Origin of the sequence: Micromonospora sp. Llam0, assembly GCF_003751085.1 — a bacterium.
Lineage (GTDB): Bacteria > Actinomycetota > Actinomycetes > Mycobacteriales > Micromonosporaceae > Micromonospora_E.
In genome coordinates this window covers 5,836,415-5,856,753 of sequence record NZ_RJJY01000001.1, presented here as the reverse complement: position 1 = coordinate 5,856,753, position 20,339 = coordinate 5,836,415, and the positions used below count along the sequence as shown (strand labels likewise).

The following is a 20,339-nucleotide window of genomic DNA, read 5'->3' as shown; positions in this document are numbered from 1 at the left end:
GAGGGTGAAGATGGTACGACTCAGAGGCCGCCGGGGCGTCGACCCGGACGTCGTCCGGGTGGCACCCGGCGAACGGGGCACCGCACAGAGCGTCGCGGCCGGCCTGCGGGCGGCCTCGGCCGGGCAGACCGTGCTGGTGGCACCCGGCCGGTACGACGAGGAACTGCTCATCGACACCGCAGTGCGGGTCCGGGCCGAGCGAGGACCGGGCACCGTGTCGTTGGTGCCGCAGACCCCGGTGCGGATCACCGCTGCGGCGACGCTGACCGACCTGACGCTGGCCGGCGCCGACTCCGGTGAACCGCTGCTCCGGGTCGAGGACGGCAGCGCCGAATTCGTCGGCTGCGACCTGCGTGGCGGCAGGATCGAAGTCAGCGGGCAGGCCCGCTCGGTGCTGCGCGACTGCCGGTTGACCGGTGCCCGGCTGGCCGGCCTGTACGCCACCGGCGGTGCGGCGGTCCTGCTCGAGCGCTGCGTCGTCACCGATGTCGACGGCATCGGCCTGGTGGCCGGCGAGTCGGCGCAGGCCACGCTGCGCGACACCTGGATCGACTCGGTCGCCGGCTCCGGCGTACGGGCACGTGGCACCGCCCGGATCGAGCTGGCCCGCTGCACGGTCGTCGCAGCTGGACGCAACGGGATACGGGTCGAAGAGTCGGCGACGGTCATCGGGCTGGACGTCACCGTGAGTCGTAGCGGCGCAGACTCGGTGTTTGCCTTCGGCTCGGCGCGGATGGAGCTGACCGGGTGCCGGCTGATCGATCCGGCCGCCGCGGGCGTCGTCGCCGCCGACCGGTCGCAGCTGGTCCTGACCCGTTGCGACGTGGACCGGGCCGGCGCGACCGGAGTGGTGTGCCGGGACGAGGCCGAGGTCGGCATCTCCGCCGGATCGGTGCGCGGCTGTGCCGGCAACGGGATCTTCGTCACCGATCACGGCACGGTGACACTCACCGACACCGCGCTCGGCGACTCGACGTACAGCGTGCTGCACGTCGGCGGCACCGGCCGGCTGACCGCCACCGGCGCCCTGGTGGGGCCGTCGGCGGAGCACGGGCTGCACGCCATCGGGGCAGGTAGCGTCGAGCTGACCGGCGGCTGGGTGCGCGGCTGCGGGCTCGCCGGATTGAGTACTGCCGACAGCGCCGGGGTGACAGCCACGGGCACCGTGCTGGCCGCCAACCGCAACGGCGTGGTCGTCGGCTCGGACCGGCCGGTGCGACTGACCGGATGCGTGATCGACGCCAGCGGCCGGTCCGGCGTTCAGGTCGGCGTCGGTGCCACGGTGGAGCTGACCGACTGCCGTATCGACCGGGCCGGCACCGCCGGGATCGTCTTCGAGCAGGACAGCGGGGGCACCGTCGAGCGGTGCGCGGTGCGCGACGCCGAGGGCTCCGGCATCGTGGTGTGGACCGGCGCAAGCCCGCAGGTAACGGGCACGTGGTGCACGGCGGGCGCGAAGAACGCGCTGTTCGTCGCAGAAGGCGGTGGCGGCCGGTACGTCGACTGCGTCTTCACTGACAGTGGGTACCCGGCGATCCACATCGGTGCCGGGGCGACACCGGCTATCGTGCGTGCCCGGATCCGCGACACCGAACTCGACGTCGACGTGGACCCGCAGGCCAAGCCGGTTCTCGAGGAGATCCGGCTGACCGAGGTGGCCAGGTCGATGCTGCCACCGGCCGCGCTCGCCGCCGGCAGCGGGCCCGGTGTCCCGGCGGTGGCCGGCGCTTCCGTGGCCGACGAAGCCCCGATCGAGGAGGCTCGACCTACCGAGGCGGACCTGCCGGAACTGCTCGCCGAGTTGGACGCGCTGGTCGGCCTGGACCGGGTCAAGCAGGATGTGCAGGCTCAGATCAAACTCATGCAGACGGTACGCCGTCGCCGAGAGGCCGGGTTGGCCGCGCCGCCACTGAGCCGACACCTGGTCTTCGCCGGCAACCCCGGCACCGGCAAGACCACAGTGGCCCGCCTCTACGGTCGGCTGCTCGCCGCGCTGGGCATGCTGGAACGCGGCCATCTCGTCGAGGCCGACCGGACCACGATGGTTGGCGAGTACGTCGGGCACACCGGACCACGTACCCAGGCTGTCTTCCGCCGGGCACTCGGCGGCGTGCTGTTCATCGACGAGGCCTACTCGCTGGTTCCGCCCGGGCACAGCAACGACTTCGGGCAGGAAGCCATCGCCACCCTGGTCAAGCTGATGGAGGACTACCGCGACGACGTGGTGGTGATCGTGGCCGGCTACCCGCTTGAGATGGGCCGCTTCGTCGCCTCGAACCCGGGCCTGGCGTCCCGGTTCTCCCGGACGCTGACCTTCGAGGACTACGGGTCCACCGAGCTGACCGACATCGTCGAGGCCCAGTGCCGGCAGCACGAGTACCAGCTCGCCGACGATGCGCGCATCGCCGTACACGACCTGTTCGCCGCGACCGTCCACGGCCACGGCTTCGGCAACGGTCGCGCCGCGCGCCAGGTCTTTCAGCGGATGACCGAACACCAAGCGCAGCGGGTGGCCGATCTCGCCGACCCGTCGACCGACGACCTGTTGCGGCTCACCGCGGCCGACGTGGCCGCCGCCGGTTCGGTTGTCTGACCGGTTCGTACGGCCAGAGAAGAGGTATCCGATGGAGACCCTCGAATGCGATCCTCAGCCAACCCAGGCCGATCTGGTCACCTGGTACGAGCGGGTGCTGGTGCCGCAGAGCCGGCCCGCGCTGCACCGGTACGCCCGGCGCCTGGTGCCCGGCGACCCGCACCGCGCCGAGGACCTGGTCCAGGAGACGCTGCTGCGGGCCTGGCGCAACCTGGCCTCGGTGGCCAGCTCCCGGTCGCCGCAGGCCTGGCTTTCCCGGGTCGCCCACAACCTCAGCATCGACCAGGCCCGGCGGGTGGCGGCCCGCCCCGCCGAGGTCGCCGAGGACGTCACGGGCACGGTGTGGCAGCCGGCGGAGAGCCTGTACGACGCCGCTCTGGACTGGGCCACGCTGGAGCCGGCGCTGCGTAGCCTGTCGGCGGTGCACCGTGAGGCCCTGGTCCTGGTCTACTACCAGGACCGTACTCACCGTGAGGTGGCCACGCTGCTCGGTGTCCCTCCGGGGACCGTCAAGTCACGCACCCACAACGCCACCCGGGAACTGCAACGGGTGTTGAGCAGCCACGGCGTGACTGGCAGCGCCGTGTACTGAACCGGACCGCACCTCACGCTTCGGGGATGTCGACGGGTGGCTCCACCGGCTCGCCCAGGATGATCCGATCGACTCGTCGCCCGTGCAGCGCGGCCACGCCCTCGGTCAGGCGATCGGCCAGGTCGGCGTCGACCGCCTCGTCGACCACCGGGATGAGGCGGATCCCGTCCCAATGACCGCGGTACTCGCCGATGTGCTGGCGTAGCGCCGTGCCGAGTTGTGCCAGCAGCGCCGGGCCGGTCGGGATCCAGGAGTGTGCCGGGGAGCCGGCCGGTGGAATCGGCAGCAGATCCGTGCCGGCGCGGTAGACGACGACCAGTTCGTCGGCGGCGGACATGACCCGGTCCACTGCGGCACCGCCCATCGACCAGACCCCTGCCCCGTGATCGAGTGGGCTGAGGTCACGGAGCCAGATCGACAACCACATGTCGTCGAGTTCGACGATGTCGACCAGGTCGTCCTTGTCCCGCCCGGCGTCTGCGACCAACTCCAGCAGGCGCTGCAACCGTGCCGGATCGACATCGCCGGACCAGTCGGAGTTGACGCTCCGCAGCAACTGCGTCAGCGCGGTCTCCCCGGCAGGGAGCCGGCCGTCGTCATGATGGGCCGCCAGCACCCGGTAGGCCGCGTCCAGCCGCTGCGGCGTCAGCTCGAACACCCCGTAGGCGCGGGCCGCCAGATAGCCGGCGGCAAGCAGATTGTGCCGGGCCGTCCGCTCGCCGACCCCGGCCGTCGCCGGCGACCCTGTCGCGAGCCACCCGGCCGGCCCGTCCAGCGCCGCGACCAGGGCTGACGGATTCTGCTCGGCCGCTGCGGCACCGGCTACGTCCAGCAGCCCGGCCACCAGGTCGTGTCCGGTGAAACCGAGATCGGGGTTGGCGGGGTCCGCCGGTGCGTAGCCGACCTCGTCCACCACCGTTTCCGCGTCGAAGGCCGCCGTGACAGTCCGACGCTCGACGTCGCTGACCGGGTGCAGCAGGTTGTCGATCGCCACCGAAAGCACTGCGGGTCGGGGCTCCGGTCGGTGCACCCGCACGAACCCCGATTCGGTGGTGGTGCCGACATGGCTGGCCAAGGCGCGGCCGATCCAGGTCCCGAGCACCCATACCGCCCACGGGGTCTGCTGCGACGGCAGTCCGATCACCACCGGCGGGTCGTCGTCGCGAACGGCCGGCGCCATGTCTGCCGGCCCGATCCACACCCGTTGACCGACCGCCTGCGCGTGCCACCCCGGTACCAGCTGGTACAAGCCCGAGCCGATGCCGCGCAGACTGACCGAATCGAGGTCCAGTACCGGCTGCTGAGGCCCGGAATGCACGGTGTAGTAGCGGGCACCAGGGCCGAGGGAGAGACGGTGATCCCGACTGTAGGCAACGAAGTGATCGGCCAGCGCCCCGGTCGGCTCCACCAGGTCGACGTCGAGCGCCAGCATCCGGTCGCCGCCCAACTCCCCGGCGAGTTCCACCGCCCGTGCGGCGGTGAGCGGCGCGGCGGTCAGCAACTCCACCGTCGTCCCTGCGGGTACGTCGGTGCGCAGTCGGCGCAGCGCGCGGCCGGCCTGATCGGCGTCGGCGACCTGAACCACCACCAGCATGCCGTCGCGTCGCGGCAACCGGGACGGCGCGGCCGTCGTCGACGACGACGGACGGAGGAAGACACCTGCGGCCCCGGCCGGCATGTGGGGGTACCTGTCCGGTGTGGCCAACGGGATGCTGTCGTACCCGTCGGTCGGGGGCAGTTGGGCGGCCGCCGCGCCCCACCGGTGCACCGATCCCGCCTCCTGGATCCACAGGCCCAGCAGGAAGGCCTGGGCCTCGTGCAACAGGCTCAGGTACAGGGCCCGTCCCGTGGCCCCGAATGTTTCGACCTGGTCCACCGCACGTTGCACACGTTCCCGGAGTCGACCTCCAGGCTGGCCGGCTTCTGCCGCCGCCAACCACCGCCGGATCCGGTCCATCAGACTGCTCCGCTGAGCGAGTAGCTCGTAGATCGCACTCCGATCAGGGTGGTCCAGTCCATGCCGCGACAGCAGCTCCGCCACCTCCCGCTGCGCCGCGTCGAGGCGGCTACCCGGCCCTTCGAGCAGTTCGCGGTGCACCTGCGGATCGTCGATCAACTCGGCCAGCACACTCGGATTGCCGGTCTCGGCCACCCGCCATCGTGCCTGGGTCGCATCCTGCGTGGAGTGGAACTTCTCGTGCACCAGCGCATCCCGCGAACGGTCGGCGTCCAGGTCGTACCGCAGTTGCAACTGCCAGCGCCGGCGGTTGAAGGAAGCGATGGCGTGATGTCCGACGGGCATCTGCCCCAGCCGCTCGTATCCGCGCGGTCTCGGCGTTTGCAGGAGCCAACTCATCCGGCGGTCGAGGCGGCGCCAGGCATCCAGTACGTTGCCGAAGTCGTCGTCGAGAAGCCGTCTGTTGTCCTGCTCCACCAGTCGTGGAACCTCAGCGACCAGCTCCTGCGCACCGAGGGCACGGTTGGTGTAGGCCAGGTGTGGAGCACCGAGGGAATCGGTCGCGATCTCGTGGATGTCGCGCAGCGTCGAATGCACCGCCACGTCGGTGGGGTCGAGGTGGACCAGTTGAGCGTCGGGGTCGACGCTGGTGCCGCTGTCGCTGGCCACCACCGTCCACCTGTCCTCGACGAGGGTGGCCACCTGGGTATCGAGCGGCGATGGCGGCTGGGCACGCACGATCCGGACCACCCGACCCGCCGAATCCTCTTCCACGTTGGCCCGGACCTGGACGGTGTGTCCATGCACCTGGGCCTCGTAGAGGTGCGAGCCGTCTATCACGACGTCGGGCTGGACCCGGGTGCCCGTGGTGACGACATGCCAGACGAACTCCCGCGCCTTGTCCTCCGCCGACCGCAGATGGGTCTGCCGCCCCAGCCTGTGCATTACCTGCACGACGCGATCGTCGCCCGCTGAGGTCCAGCCGACCCGCCGGGCCTCCTCGTAGAAATGGACGGCGTCCGAGGCGGAGAACATCCCGCTACGCGCCCCCGGTGTCCAGTGCTCCGACAGCCGGCTCATCAGGGTCGACAGCGGGCCTGCCGAGCCGCCGCCCCGCAGCGTCAGTGTCGGTTCGGTGCCCGACTCCTGCCGGCTCGCCGGGGCGGTCCCAGCGGAGTCCTGCGTCCCTGCCAGCGTCGGGTCACCGCCAGGATCACCAGCTGCCCGGCTCTGGGCGATACCGCCGCCGTCCGTCTCCGGTGGCTTGGCCGGCGGCTGCGCGTCCCGCTGGGCATCCTGCTCGACCCGGGCCCCGACCGAGGGCTCGGGAACGGTGGTGGTGGTGCCACCCGTCCGGTGCGGTCCGTCCGAGACCGTCGTCGGGTGCTCCACTGCCGGGCGCGACGCCACCGCCTTGCTGGGCACGATGCTCTGAGAGACCGTGTCCGCCGGGACGTGCGGCGTAGCGCCGATCGCTCCGGCTGAGTCCGACGTCGCCGCCGGGAGTGCTTCGGTCTCTGCGCCAGTGAGGAAGTCGCGCAGGGCCACGATCTCCGCAGGCAGGGCCGGCGGTGGTGCGGCTTCGGCGACCGCTGGTGTTGGCGCGGTCTCGGCCTTTGGCGCTGGCGGTGCGACGGTGGTGTCGGTGGGTTCGGTTGGGATGGTCTGGGTGGCCGGTGCTGGTGCTGCGGTGGTGGGTTGGACGTGCTGTCTCGCCAGGTCGGCGAGCATGGTGTCGCGGTCGGCAGTCAGGCCGTCGGCGAGGATCTTGGCCGCCACCGGATCGGTGCCCTCGGCCTGCAGACGCTGCGCCTTGAACTCCATCCATCGCGTACGCAGGTCGTCCGGTGGCGCGGCGGTGGTGTCGGCTGGTCTGGTGAGGGTCGCCTGGGTGGCTGCCGGCGGCGGGGGTGCCACTTGCGTCGCTGGTGGTGCGGGTGGCGGTGGTTCCGGTGGTGGTGCGGTTCGAATAGCTGGTGCTGGTGCGGTGGTGTGTTTGAAAGGGCGGGGGTGGACAGGCTCGTTGAAGTGTTCGCTGAGTTTTGTGGCGACGTTGTCGAGCCAACGTTTGACGTCGGCGGGGTCGAGGCCGGGGCGAATCTTTTCGCTCATGTAGCGGCCGGATTTGTCGTTGACGGTCCATTCGCCGGTTGCGGGGTCGCGGTGCAACTCGCCGCTGATTCGTCCTTTGTCGGCGTAGGCGCGGCCGTTGACGTCGAAGCGTACGGCGATGGTGGGGTGGCCTTGTTGGTTGATGCTGCTCTTGAGTTGGTCGGGGGTGAGGTCGGGGTTCTTGGCGCGCATCGCGGTGTGAAGGTCGTCGAGTTGTTTGGCGGAGATGGCGGTGAGGATTTCCTCGCTGCCGATCACAATGTCGCCGGACTCGGTGACTACGTAGTGCCAGTTTGCGTCGGTTCGGCCGGCGTGGATTTCCTGAGCGAAGTCCTTCAGTGGCATCCAGGCGGGGTTGACGCGCATCTGTTGGGTCTGCAGGGCCTCCCTCTTGATGTTCTTTCCGCCGGCTGGTCTGGGTGGATCGATTTCGAATGTTTTGGCGCCCTTCGGATTGACTGCGGGGCCGAAGGCATGGTCCAGCTCGGCGGTCGTCGGCATGGCCGGCGGCGGGGACTCCCCCGGCGCCGACTCCACCGGCGAAGGTTGTTGGTTGACCATCGCCTGGTAGTGGTCGCTCCCCCGGTACACCTCGACCAGGGGCGCATCGGGACGGCCGATCGTTTGAATGTGCTCAACCGTGTGGATGCGTACCCGGGCGTCCAACGCGGCGGCCAGCAGCCCCGCGAATGCTTCGCCGACCGGGTTCTGCCATTGGACTTTCCAACGTCGGACCGCCTCGGTGAGGGCGGAGAACTCACTGGCGTCGGCCGGTCGGAGCGGGTCGAGCAGGTAGGCCATGAGCTGGTCGCGCAGCGCTTCGTCGGAGAGTGCTTGTAGTCCGACAGGATTGCCGCTGGCGGTGAGGTAGTCGAACATGGCCCGCATCGAGAGTGCCTCGTCGGCCAGGTCGCGGGGGGTCGAGCCGTGGGTAGCGGGTTTGAGGCGCACCTGGCTTTCCGCGTGGGCGCGGGCCGTCGCCCGGTCCAATCCGGCAGTGACCAGGTCGGCGGTTCGTTGTTCGAGGTAGAGGTCCCGCATCCGCTTGGCCGATAGCAGGCCGGGGTCGCGGAGCCTCGTGATGCCCGCGTCCCGCAGCCGGCCCAGCAGGGTGTCGCGGTTCATCACATCCACCTCGGCGCGCAACTGCAGTACGCGGTTGTTCCGGTACCACACCAGAGCTGCCTCCGGCACGCCGTCCGCGCCCACGGTCTGCAGATGCTGCTGGACCAGGCGGCGCAGCAGCTCCGCCGCCTGACCGAGTTGGCTGGTCGGCGGCACCAACCGATCCGCATGGGCAGCCCAGGCGGTGATCTGGGCGCGGACGGCCTCAGGACTACCGAGCCAGGCATGTAGGGCAGGCGAGCCGAGCCCTGCACTGGCCAGCCGAGCGCTGACCAACTCGGGAGCACTTCCGATGGTGGAGTAGAGCTGGCAGTACCCATCCGGCGTCGTCGGAAGCACCTGCGGCGGCCTCGCGGCCGCCGACGTGGTGGTGGCTGGCTTGGGTGGTGGCGTGGTGGTGGTGGCTGGCTTGGGTGGTGGCGTGGTGGTGGTGGCTGGCTTGGGTGGTGGCGTGGTGGTGGTGGCTGGTTTCGGTGGTGGCGTGGTGGTGGTGGCTGGCTTGGGTGGTGGCGTGGTGGTGGTGGCTGGCTTGGGTGGTGGCGTGGTGGTGGTGGCTGGCTTGGGTGGTGGCGTGGTGGTGGTGGCTGGCTTGGGTGGTGGCGTGGTGGTGGTGGCTGGCTTGGGTGGTGGCGTGGTGGTGGTGGCTGGTTTCGGTGGTGGCGTGGTGGTGGTGGCTGGCTTGGGTGGTGGCGTGGTGGTGGTGGCTGGCTTGGGTGGTGGCGTGGTGGTGGTGGCTGGCTTGGGTGGTGGCGTGGTGGTGGTGGCTGGTTTCGGTGGTGGCGTGGTGGTGGTGGCTGGCTTGGGTGGTGGCGTGGTGGTGGTGGCTGGTTTCGGTGGTGGCGTGGTGGTGGTGGCTGGCTTGGGTGGTGGCGTGGTGGTGGTGGCTGGTTTCGGTGGTGGCGTGGTGGTGGTGGCTGGCTTGGGTGGTGGTGCGGTGGTGGTGGCTGGCTTGCCAGTGGTCGATATTGTTTTCGCGCGCTGTGGCGGTTTAACTGTGTTTGGCGCTGGCGGCGTGGATGGTGTGGTATTGGACCGCTGAGGTGTGGTGAGTTCCGTCTGCGGGCTAATTGGCAGGGCGGCGTCTGTCGGACTGGCAGGCCCTTCGGCGCTGCCGAGGTTTTGGGCGTGTCTGGCGAGGTCTGTTGCGTCGGCGTCCGACGCGCTCTTCGATACCCCGATGTACCGGTGCCGAAAGTCGTCGAGCATCTGATGGTGCCGTTGCAGGAGTTCCCACCAGGCCTGCCCGGCACGATTCCATTCCTGGTGCAACCCAGGCAGTTGGCTCTCCTTGGCGATGCGTGCCGAGCTGCCTTCCGGCAGGGCGTACGCGTCGTAGCGGGCCTGGTCGAGATTGTCGGCGGCGGCGACGAAACCTGCGGCCAAGGTGGCCAACGTTGCCTCATTGTCGGCGATCTCGTCGAAGGCTTTGACCCGGCCGGGCGAGTCGTTGGCTGCCTCGACGGCGTCCTTCGGGATGTGCAGCGCCGTCCGCGCGTCGTGCAGGCCCATCCGCAGTGAGACGTTCACCAGTTCGGCCGGCTGGCTGGAACTCGTCACCGTCCTGGTTGGCCGCGCCGAGTACGACAGCGAGACGGTGACCTCGACCCGGCTGAGGTAGTCGATGGCGGCCGAGCGGCTCTCCGGTTTGACGTTGCCCAGTCCACCGGTGGCGGTGCTGCCGCTCTCTGCTGCGGACTGGGTGTCGCCGGCGGCGATGCCGGGCCCGCCCGCCTCAAGCGCCTGGTACGGGTCGTCGGCGAAGCCCCGGCCGAGCAGTGGGATCCGGGGGATCCGTAGGTTCTGGGTCACGAGGCTGGTGCCGGTGCTGTAGCCACCGCTCTGTTGAGGTGCGTGTTCGCGGAAGACGCCGGAGCTGACGCCACCGAGCGAAGCGCTCTCGGGAAGCAGCCTGATGCTGATCGTCGCCTTCTGCCCGAAGATCTGGGCGCTGACCGCCGGTGGCAGATCGACGCCTTGGGCGCTCATCAGTTTCGACATGGCGGGGAGCAGGATCTCCGGGGTGAGGCTCTGGTGGATCTGGTGCGCGCCGGCGTACCCCTTTGTCTGTAGCCGTTTGGCGGCGTCGGTGAGCAGATTCTCGACGAGGCGTTGCACCTGGGCGGCCTGGCTGAGGTCTTCGGCGCTGAACCGTGGCGGCAGCGGCAGACCGTTGAGTGTCTGCCAGCCGGGCGGCAGCTTCTCCGGCGGGACGACGCGGTAGGGCGTGGGCGTGTTCGGCGACTTGGTCCGCGGCGGCCGGAGGTCGTCGGCCCACCGGTCCTGGACCACTGTGTCGTGTACGACCAACAGGTCGTCGTCGACGCGCACGCCCTTGTCGAAGATGGCCAGGGTGTACTTGACCCGGGTCTCCAGCTTGGCCTTGACTCCACGACCGGAGCTGAGGTTCGTGTCGATCGCGGTAGAGCCGTCGCTCTGCGCGTTCAGCACCTGGGACACCCGCCCGACGGTGTCTCCAACCCCGGCCGCGAGGTTCTCGCCGTTGTGGTTGGAGACGCCGGTGCCAGCGACCCCGAGGGTGGCGGTGCTGCCGTGCATCCGCTGGGTGGTGACGCCCAGCTCGCTGGTGTGGGTGGTCTTGATGTCGAGGTCTTCGTGGTCGGCGACGAAACCCAGGACCGTCGGTTCGCCGATGGGCTCGGCGATCAGGCGCACGTCGCGGGAGTGCTGCGTCATCCGGCCGGGCTTCATGTGCAGCACCGAAACCCCGCCGTCGACCATGGCTGGCCAGTGCTGCGCTTGACCCTCGGGTGTGAACAGGTAGAGCAGGCGACTGCGGTTCAGCATCGGGTCGTCGAGCCCAGGGCCGGAGAGCGATTCGGAGATCTTGCCGATCGACCGATTCGTGATCTCGCCCTGCACCATGTCGAGCAGACCCCTGACCCTGCCCTTTTCGGGGCCGAGCTTGGCCGCCTCCGACCGGAGCATGGTGGTCATCGACTCGGTCAGGGTCGGGGTTTCGTCGAAGGCGTAGAGGCCCAGGCCGAGGCTGCGTCCGGGCGGCAGGGTCAGCAACGGAGGCATCGTCGGCAGCCACGGTTGGCTGATCGTGCCGGGGTCTCCGGCCAACTTCGGCAGCAGACCGAGCTTTACCATGGTGGCGGCGGACAGCCGCAGGAAGATCGCGTTGGTGATGGTGCCGTGCCGGGCCACCGACTTGTGGTGATGCAGCCATTCGCCGCTGCGCAGCGACTGCGGGATGACGGCGTACCGGTCCGGATCGTTGGTGATCTCCACCGCTGCTGATACCCGCATGTCGAAGGCGACCAGGAAGGACCGCTGTCTGCCCTTGCGGTTGTTGGCGTTGCGTTCGATCGCGCCACTGATGCTCTTGGTGTCGCGCTTGGATCCGGAGTAGAGCACCTTTTCGTACGTGGCGGGGAACACCGCACCGCCGCCGTGGGTGTTGTCTTTGCTGGTGCCGACCTTGCGGACGTTCGCTGAGAAGTTGGCGCGCAACGCGAGCTGCTTCTCGACGGTCTTGGCGGCGCTGATCTCGACCGATCCGACCGAGGCGGATTCGTTGGTGATGTTGGCGTGCGCCGGTAGCACTGTCGGGTTGGTCAACGCGGCCGCGATGGCCAGGTCGGTGGCCGCGCCGTCCTCGGCAGAGGTGAGCCGGTCCACCTGCCACAGGCCTTCGAGCATCGAGGCGAGGCCGTGGATCTGCCTCGACTCGCCAAGCCGGTCGATCAGATTGGCCCAGACAGGCATCCCCTCGGCCAACCCGTCGGTGCCGCGCAGACCACCCAACTTGGTGTGGGACTCCGTGTCGGTCGACTCCGTGTTGGTGTAGTGCTGCGCGGCGTGGAGCGCATCCTTGGCCAACGCGAGGATCGAGGCGCTACCCGGAAAGTCCTCCACCGACAGCCAGCGGTTGACGGCCGACTTCGGTCCCGCGTCGACCCAGTCGCGCAGCTCAGCCGGCTGGAGCTGGGTTCGCCGGTCGACCGCCAACGGATCGGGCCGCGGCATCATCGTGGTCGGCATACTTATCGGTTCGGCCAGCACCGAGGCGTTGTCGAACTGTACGGTGACCGGACGGGTCTCGACCAGTCGGAATCGGGTGAACTTCTTCCCGTTGACCAGGGCGGCCGGCTCGTGGGTCGGGTTCACCACCCGGGTCGAGTCGGTGGCTGGCCGGGGCAACCGCTGGTGCATCACCCGGCCGAACTTGACGCGGGACTTCGGGTCCGGGCCGAGGCGCTTCTTGTACGCGTACACCTGCACGGTGATCTGCAGGTCGTTGCCGAACGTCTGTGAGTCCGGGGTGCCACCGTTGAGTCGGCTCTCCTGACCGCCGAGTTGTGTGCCACTCTGCCGATCGAAGCGGCCACGCAGTTCCACCGCGCCCCCGGGTACGAATGCGCCAGCTGTGTTGCCGGTCAGCCGGAAGACGCCACCGCCCTCGAACGCCACGGCACCTCGCCACTGGCTGCCGGCGCTGATCTTCTCCTGGAAGGCGTCGGCGTGGGTGGTCCGTACCGCGTCACCCTTGTTGATGCCAAGGTGTTGGAAGGCCTTGGTGTAGCTGGCGGTCACGTGCACGATGATGTGCCGGGTGCCGATCTTCTTGGTGCGACTGAGTTTGGCGATCAGGCCGGTCTTGAGCAGAGCGCCTTTGCCCTGCCGCAACCCGGGCATGGACATCACCTGGTCCAATGCGTCCTGGTTGGCCTGCCGTTCGATCGCGGCGCGGCTGGTGGTCATTCGTTTGACCTTGCCGGACTTGCCGAACTCGGGCAGGAAGCCACCCTCGATCTGCCGGATCAGCCCGGTCACATCCAGATAGAGCTGCTGGAACCCGCTGAGTCCGTACATCACGGACCGTCCGCCACCGCCGAGCGCGTACGGCGGCACGTACCACTGCGTGGGCGAGGGGATGAGCACGCTGCTGTCGCTGAGTAGTTGGGCGGCCCGGACCGCCGGTAGGTGTCCGAGTACCACCAGATCCACCGTGATCGGTTCGACTGTGCCGTTTCCGAGCAGCCGGCTGCCCGGTACCTCACGCAGGCCGGCGTTTATGGTGACTCGGAAGTGCGCCTCGACCAGGACGTTGGGGATGTCCTTGAACTCGGTGCCGGTCCGGGACGTGCCGCCCTGGGTGATGGAGGCGTTCATCGAGCGCAGGAAGCCTCCGAAGAGCCGGGCCTGCACGTATCCGGGGCCGAACGCCCAGCGGGCGGGGACGAGGGAGAGGCCCGTTCCGACCCTGCTGGAGTGGGACAGTTTCGTCGCTTCGCTCTGCCCCGGCTGCCAGCGGAAGGAGGTCTTGGCGACGTCGGCCAGGATGGACAACTTCGGCACGCTCGCCGTGAGTTCCAGGGACAGTGCGTGTGCGCCGTGGGTGCTGGTGATCGTCGGTGGGTGGACTGCGGTGTCCAGAGCCGGCATGAGGTTGCCGATCAGGGAGGACTCCTTGAACAGGCCGCGGGCCTGCCCCGCCCCCAACGTGCCCGGTCCGACGGCCTTGGTGGGCTGGAGCAGGACGAGGGTGTTCTCGATCACGTCGTTCCAGGTCCCCGTCGGGTCGGTGCCCTCGGTCAGACCGATGCCCGCGCGCAGAATCCGTACCGGCGTGAAGTTCTCGACCAGCATCGACGTGTGTTTGCTCGGGTCGACCGTGAGCCAGTCAGGTTCGCGGGGGATGGCCTTGGCGATGTCGTCGACACTGCGGAACGTCACGTCGGCTCCGACCGGCTCGCCGACGTGCCGTTCGGCGGCCTTCGGGCCGGTGAACGGCGTGGTCGGGTCCGTCACGACGACCTCGAAGCCGACCGGTGCGGTCACCAGGTGCGAGCCGGACCCGCTGCGGACGTTGTGCGAGTCGGTCAGCTTGGCGCCGTCCTCGAACGACTCGAGCGGCCGGGAGAGGGCGATTTCTACGGCGCCGCCGGCGCCGTAGCCCACCCGCTGCGGAAACATCGTGCCGGCGCCGATCGATCCGGAGCCGCCGGTGGTGGACGCATGCTTGGTCCCTGCGGCCTGGTCGCTGCGGGTGTCGAACTTCGCCCTGTCCGCCGATTGGTCGATGACCCGGGCGTCGGCCGGCGCCCACACCGGGGTGACGGTGACCCGGTGCCAACCGAACAGCCCGTCGCGGACGTCGAAGCTACGGCCACCGGTGGTGAAGAACGATGTTTTGTCGTCGCGTAGCGCCTGCCCGATCTCGTCGGTCTGCACCGAAAGCTTGGACAGCCCTGGCACCATCGGCAGTTTCTCGGCCACCCGGGCGCGTACCGCGTCGGCGACGCTCTGGTCGAGGCCACGGACCAGGCTGTCGAGGTCGTCGATGGTGTCGGGTGTATACAGCAGGTCGGGCCGGGTCTTGTAGAGGCCGGGCAGTGGGTTGTCGATCCTCGTTGTCGGCTCCAGGACCGTCAGCTGGATGCTCTCGCCCGGCGCGGTCACTGTGATCTTGGGTGTCGTGGTGGCGACCGCGACCGTCGCGAGCGGCGCCGGTGCGGTGCCCGACGAGGTGGACACCGCCGCAGGCGGCGCGGGCACGGTGGTCTCCGCCGCGGTGACCCGGGGAGGTACGTCCACCCCGGAGTGCCAGAATTCCTCGGCGACGTTGCCGGTCAGGGCTTCCGGCACGGGACGCGGGGCGGTGGAGTCCGAGAAGTACGGCGACAGTACGGCGGCGATCTGGCTGAGTGCCCGAGGGGTCAGCACGAACTCCTCGACGTCGTGTGGGTGGCTGCCCATCAGGTCGCCGTGCTCAGGCTGGTGCGTGTCGCGCAGCAACGCGTTCGGCGGTGTTTCGCTGTCCTTCGCGCCGAGGTTGTGCACGATCTCGTGGGCGTACTTGGCCGGCGACGCGCCGGTCGCCCAGGTCTGCTGGGACATCTGGGTCCCGGCCGGGACGACCGTGATCGAACCGCGCGCCTTGGTCGGGTCGTCGACGAAGTCCACCGTCACCCGCATCGGCAGGTCCCAACCGGGCAGATGCTGTTGGGACGCGTTGACGTACCGCTGCAGCCCTTCGACGGTGCGCGCCTTCACCTCGGCGATGTCCCGGGCCGTGACACCGGGCGCGGCGTCGAGGTGCAGCTTGAGTGCGAAGTGCATGTCCTGGTCGGTGACGGTGAGCTGATAGCCGACGCCGACTCGCTCGCCGCTGGCCGGCGGCCGGGTCACCTTCGGCGGCTGGCCTCCGGTGGTGGGCTCGAAGCGGAAAGCGTCCTTGAACGGGGTCCACCGCTCGGCGTCCACCTCGATCACCCGGGCCGGTCCGGCGGGTCGGCCGTCGCCGAGCAGATCGCGCGGCGGCGTCGCCAGCTTCTCGGCCGGGGCGGTGGACACATCGTCGGCGAGGTGCTGCGGTGCCGGCAGTTCGAGAACCTCGTCGCCGGCAGCCGGCGTCGGCCGCGCCGTCTCGTGCGGCTTCTGCACCGTCGGCGTTTCCGCCGACTTCGGTCCTGTCGGTATGTCCGCTGCGGGCGGGTTGGCGCGGGCCGGGCCGGTTGGTGCCGGGCCCTTCGGTACCGGGCCGGTTGGTGCCGGGCCGGTGTCGTCGGGGCGCGCCGTCGGTAGGTCGCGGGGCGGGCTCGGTAGCTGATCGAGCCGGTGGACGACCGTCTGGTCGCCGGCCCGAGCCCCGGGCGTCGCCAGATCGTCCGCGGCCCGACCGGACCCCGTGGCGGCGTCCGCCCCGCGTAGCTGGGCCAGCCGGTCGCCAAGAGTGGTGTACCGGGTCGCGGTCGAGTCACGCAGTCCCGGGGACAGCGCGCCAAGGGCCTCCTCCAAGCGGGAGTCGAGCGGGCGGAGGTGGTCCGGGGAAGTGAGCGCGGCGTTGATCTGGGCGGCGCTGTCCAGCCGGTGCTCGTCGAGCCGGGCGGCGTAACGGGACAGCACATGGTCGATGCCGGCCTGGCTGTCGCCCGCCCGGACGAGCGCGTCCTGCCAGGTCCGGTACTCGGCGGCGGAGAGCGGGCCGGTACCGTCGCGCAGCTCCGCTAGGCGGGCCTCGCGCTCCAGGGCCGTGATGCGCGTTTCGTACCGGGCCAGCACGTCCGCGTCGGCTGTCTCGTCACCGGCTCGGGCGAACTCGGCATTCCACTCGGCCCGCTCGGCCGGCGGCATGCCGATCATGTCTTCCCGGTGGGCGCGTAGGTCGGCGAGGCGGTCGGTCAGGTCGTCGAGGGCGCCGGGCGGCATCGTCGGTACGTCGGGCAGATCCTCGAGCTTGACCGGCGGGGTGTCCAGGTCGGTGCCCCGTAGCGCGTCCAGCCGGTGGCGCAGCTCCAGGCCAGCGAGGTCCGGGTCCGGCGTGCTGTCCCCACGCAACGCGTCCAGGCGCTTCTGCAGGTCGTCGACGCTGCCGGGCGGCAAGGTCGGTGGATCCGGAAACTGGGGCAGCGGTACGTCGGGGCCGTCGGCGCCGCGCAGGTTGGCGAAGCGCAGCTCCAGCTCCAGGCCGGCGAGCTGCGGGTCGGGGGTGTGGTCGCCACGCAGCGCGTCGAGGCGGGCCTGCAACTCGTCGAGGTCGCCCGTCGAGCCGGCCTCGTCAAGGGCACGGCCCGGCGCGGCATCGGGTACGACCTGGTCGTGCAACTTCTGTTCGGCCAGTTTGCCGGCGAGGCTGTTCTCGTAGGCGTCGAGCAGCCGGTGCAGTTCGTCGGTGTGCCCGGCGGCGGTCGCCCGCTCGATGTCGATGGCGTGTTGCAACCAGGTCGACTTGTCCATGCCCAGCTGTGCGGCGCGGTGGTGCCCGGCGTCGACATGTGCCCGGTACGAGTCGAGCCGCTGGAACAGGGCCTGCCGGTCGATCCGGTCGTGCAGCGTGTTGAGTCCTCGGGCCGCGTCACCGTGCCGACCCTGCTCGATCGCGGTACGGACCTCGGTGCTGAGCACCCTCAGCTCCGGCTCGGGCAGGTCGACACCGCGCGCGTCGGAGATGAGTTCGGTCAACCGGTGGCTGAGCGCCTCCGGGCCGGGGGTGGCCGCCGGATCGGTTCGTGGCACGCTCGGCAGGTCCAGCTGACCGTCACCGGTATCCGTACCGTTCGCCCCGTCAGCTCGGCCCGGCGTACCGACCTGGTCGGGGGTCTGCGGTCGGCCCGGGGTGTCGACCTGGGGCGTGGCCGGAGACCCGGCGTCGTCGAGTCGCGTCGAACCGACACCGGCGGGATCCTCCTCCGCGCGCGCGGCGACCAGCTGAGTTTCCAGGTCGGTGAGGCGTTCGACGGCGGTGGCGCGGGCGGTGGCCTCCGCCGGGGAGATGGTCGGGACATCCGGGAACATCGCCGGATCGACCGGGCGGGGTTCGGCCGCCCCGCCCGGACGGAGCTGGTTGAGGCGGTGTTCGAGCTCCAACTGGCGGGCCGCCGGGGACGGCACATCGGTGCCGCGTAGGGCGGCCAGCCGGCCCTCCAACTCTGCCGTGTTGGTGCCGGGCTGATGGGTGGGGACCGCAGGAAAGTCGGTGAGGTCTGGCTTGGCCGCCGCGAGGTCGAGGGCGGGGGCTGGCTTGGCCGCCGCGAGGTCCGGTGCGACCGGACCGGTCAGGTGGGCGGGCGGGGGATCGACGGCGAGGGGGATCTCGCGGGCTTCGATCTTGAGGCCGTCTGTGGTCTTGCGCACCAACGCCTCGGTGACCCGGACGTCCTTCTCCGCGCGGGCCACGGCCAGTGCGTCCCCGGAGACGTTGGCCAGCGCGTGCTGTGCCTGCTTGAGCTGCTCCAGCGCGTGCAGGTGACTGAGCTGCTGCGGCGACGCGCCGCCGACCTGGTCCAAACGGGGCGGTGCGGTCATCGAGAGGTCGCGGCCGAGGCCGGTTGGTGCGACGGACGTCGGCGGATCCAGCCGGTGCAGGGCGGTGAGCGCGGCTGTGTCGGGGCCGTCGAGCAGGTTCAGTGCCTGGTGGACGGTGGTCGCGTCGGCGGCCTTGCCGAGGTGCAGGGGCGCGGTCCCGACGGTGTCGACCCGCACGATGTTCGTCGGGGCCACCTGCGAGATCGAAGCCGCAGACGTCGGGTTGAGGGTGGGCATCGACGTCGGGTTGAGCGTGGGCATGGCCGTCGGGTTGAGCGTGGGCGTAGGCACGGCGGTGCCGCCGAACGCCTTCTCCGGGGCACCGAGGTCGAACGCCACCGCGGTCTCCGAGACCCGGACCGCGCTGACCTCGCCCATGTGCAGGTTGCGTAGCTCGGCGCGGCCGAAATCGGCCAGCCCTTCGACGCCGCCGGCGGCCCGGTTCAGCATGGTGCTGAGGTTGCCGATCTGCATGTTCGGCAGGGTCACCGCGCCTGGTGTCGGCACCGTGGGCATGGTGACCTGATTCATCCCGGTGACCGGGCTGACCGTACCGGCCGTCGTCGGCATCGGTACGTCCAGGTTCTGCACGCCGCGCAGCCCGGCGAGGTCATGCGTGTCGAGCGCGCCGCGCGCCGCGGACAAGTCGACACTGCGGGCCGAGAAGCTGAACTCTTGCATAGAAGGAGCGCCGATCAACGGCTTCTCGATCAGGTCCGGAAGGTACAGCCCGCTCGGACTGAAGTTGATCCCACCGGCGGGAGGCGGAGCGCCGCCGGGCTTGACGACGTGCACCGTGGTGATTCCGTTGGCGAGCCGGACGCCACCGCCGAGCGCGGCCAGTCCGTCGAACCCGCCCATCGCGAGCCCGCGACCCAACACCCCGAGCTTGAACGCCCCGGACACCCCGATCGCGCCGATCTCGTGACCGGCGAGAGGCGTGAAGATCCGTAGCCACTTCCAGCCGCCGAACTCCCGTACCATCAGATTGCCGAACCTGACGGCGTTGGCGGCGACGAACCGGCCCGCGTCGGCGGTCAGGCCGGCGAGCTTGACCAGGTTCTGATGTCCGATGCTGCCCAGCCTGGTGATCGCCGACGGAACGGTCACCACGGTGAACTTCTCCAGGGTTACGAACCCCCGGGCGGCCAGGCCGTCCATCGGGCCGACGATCCGGGGGATCATCAGGGCGCCGACCTTCACCGAGTTGAGCAGGGTGACTCCGATGTCGCCGATGCCGCGCATCGCCCCGCTGAGGCTCAGCGTCGAGACCGCCCGCCAGAAGTCGTTGATGCCGGTGCGCGCCAGGTTGAAGCTGTTGCGGCTGAGCTGGGTGATGTTGCGCCAGGCGCCGGTGGCCAGCTTGGTCAGGTCGCCGAGGGCGATCAGCGGTCGGGTACTGGGGCCGAGCAGCCCGAGCAGCCCGAGCGCCAGACCCAGCGCGTTCGTCTTGCCCATCGCGAAGTCGAGGGTCGCCTTCACCGCCAGGGCGGCGTTCATCGCGAAGGCGATCAGGCCGAGCGGGCCACCGACGAAGATGGCGACCACGGTGATGATGAGGGTCAGCCAGGTGAAGATCTCCCAGAACACCTCACAGGCCGATTTGGGCGTCACGGGTGACTTGATGTGGCTGGTGGCGTCGAGAATGGACTGGCGGGCCGTCCCCGCCGCTGTTCGCACGTCGGCCGCGGCGTTCTCCGCGTCCGCCTTGAGCGCGTTGATGCGTTCCTCGTCCTCGCCGGCCCCGGCCGCGTCGCGCAGCGCCTGGTCCGCCTTGGCCTGGGCATCGCGCAGCGCCTCGGCGTACGTGCGGATGGTCGGCCCGGCGGCGGAGAAGGCGGTGCGGACCCCGGTGATGAAGCCGCTCATCTCCTTGCTGATCTGCTCACGCAGCCAGTCGGCGGTCTTGCCGACGAACGCTCCATCACCGCTCTGTCGCAGCACTGCGGCGAGCCCGTCGTCGGCGGTCTGGGCGTGGCCGGCCATGACGTCCATGTAGCTGGCGACGCTCAGCAGCACGTCCGGATCGCCGGGTGTGGGGTCGCCGGACAGATTGAGTGGCGACCAGTCACCAGGCCGTACCCCCACCGTACCCCTCCCGCTGCCGGGACACCGTCGTCCTGTTCGACGCGGCGCACCCGCGCGGAGGTTCAGAGTGAACCGCTGGCCGCCCCGGCCGCGTCGAA

The 20,339-nt window shown here is 70.0% G+C and carries 3 protein-coding genes; 2 read left to right on the top strand and 1 reads right to left on the bottom strand.

Annotated elements, in window-relative coordinates; all coding sequences use genetic code 11:
• Positions 1-10 precede the first annotated feature (10 nt).
• Positions 11-2,593, top strand: coding sequence for a right-handed parallel beta-helix repeat-containing protein (locus EDC02_RS25510; RefSeq protein ID WP_148083617.1), 2,583 nt, complete (start codon positions 11-13; stop codon positions 2,591-2,593).
• Between the two features lie 31 nt (positions 2,594-2,624).
• A complete protein-coding gene (locus EDC02_RS25505) occupies positions 2,625-3,185 on the top strand; it encodes a sigma-70 family RNA polymerase sigma factor (protein ID WP_123604128.1) in 561 nt (186 codons plus the stop codon).
• Positions 3,186-3,198: 13 nt separating this feature from the next.
• Here the strand turns inward: EDC02_RS25505 and EDC02_RS25500 are convergent, their stop codons facing one another.
• A complete protein-coding gene (locus EDC02_RS25500) occupies positions 3,199-20,241 on the bottom strand; it encodes a hypothetical protein (protein WP_123604127.1) in 17,043 nt (5,680 codons plus the stop codon).
• Positions 20,242-20,339 lie beyond the last annotated feature (98 nt).

Bases quoted from the DNA above. Each gene is read 5' to 3' on its own strand.
- EDC02_RS25510 (WP_148083617.1), top strand. From the start codon at position 11: ATGGTACGACTCAGAGGCCGCCGGGGCGTCGACCCGGACGTCGTCCGG.
- EDC02_RS25505 (WP_123604128.1), top strand. From the start codon at position 2,625: ATGGAGACCCTCGAATGCGATCCTCAGCCAACCCAGGCCGATCTGGTC.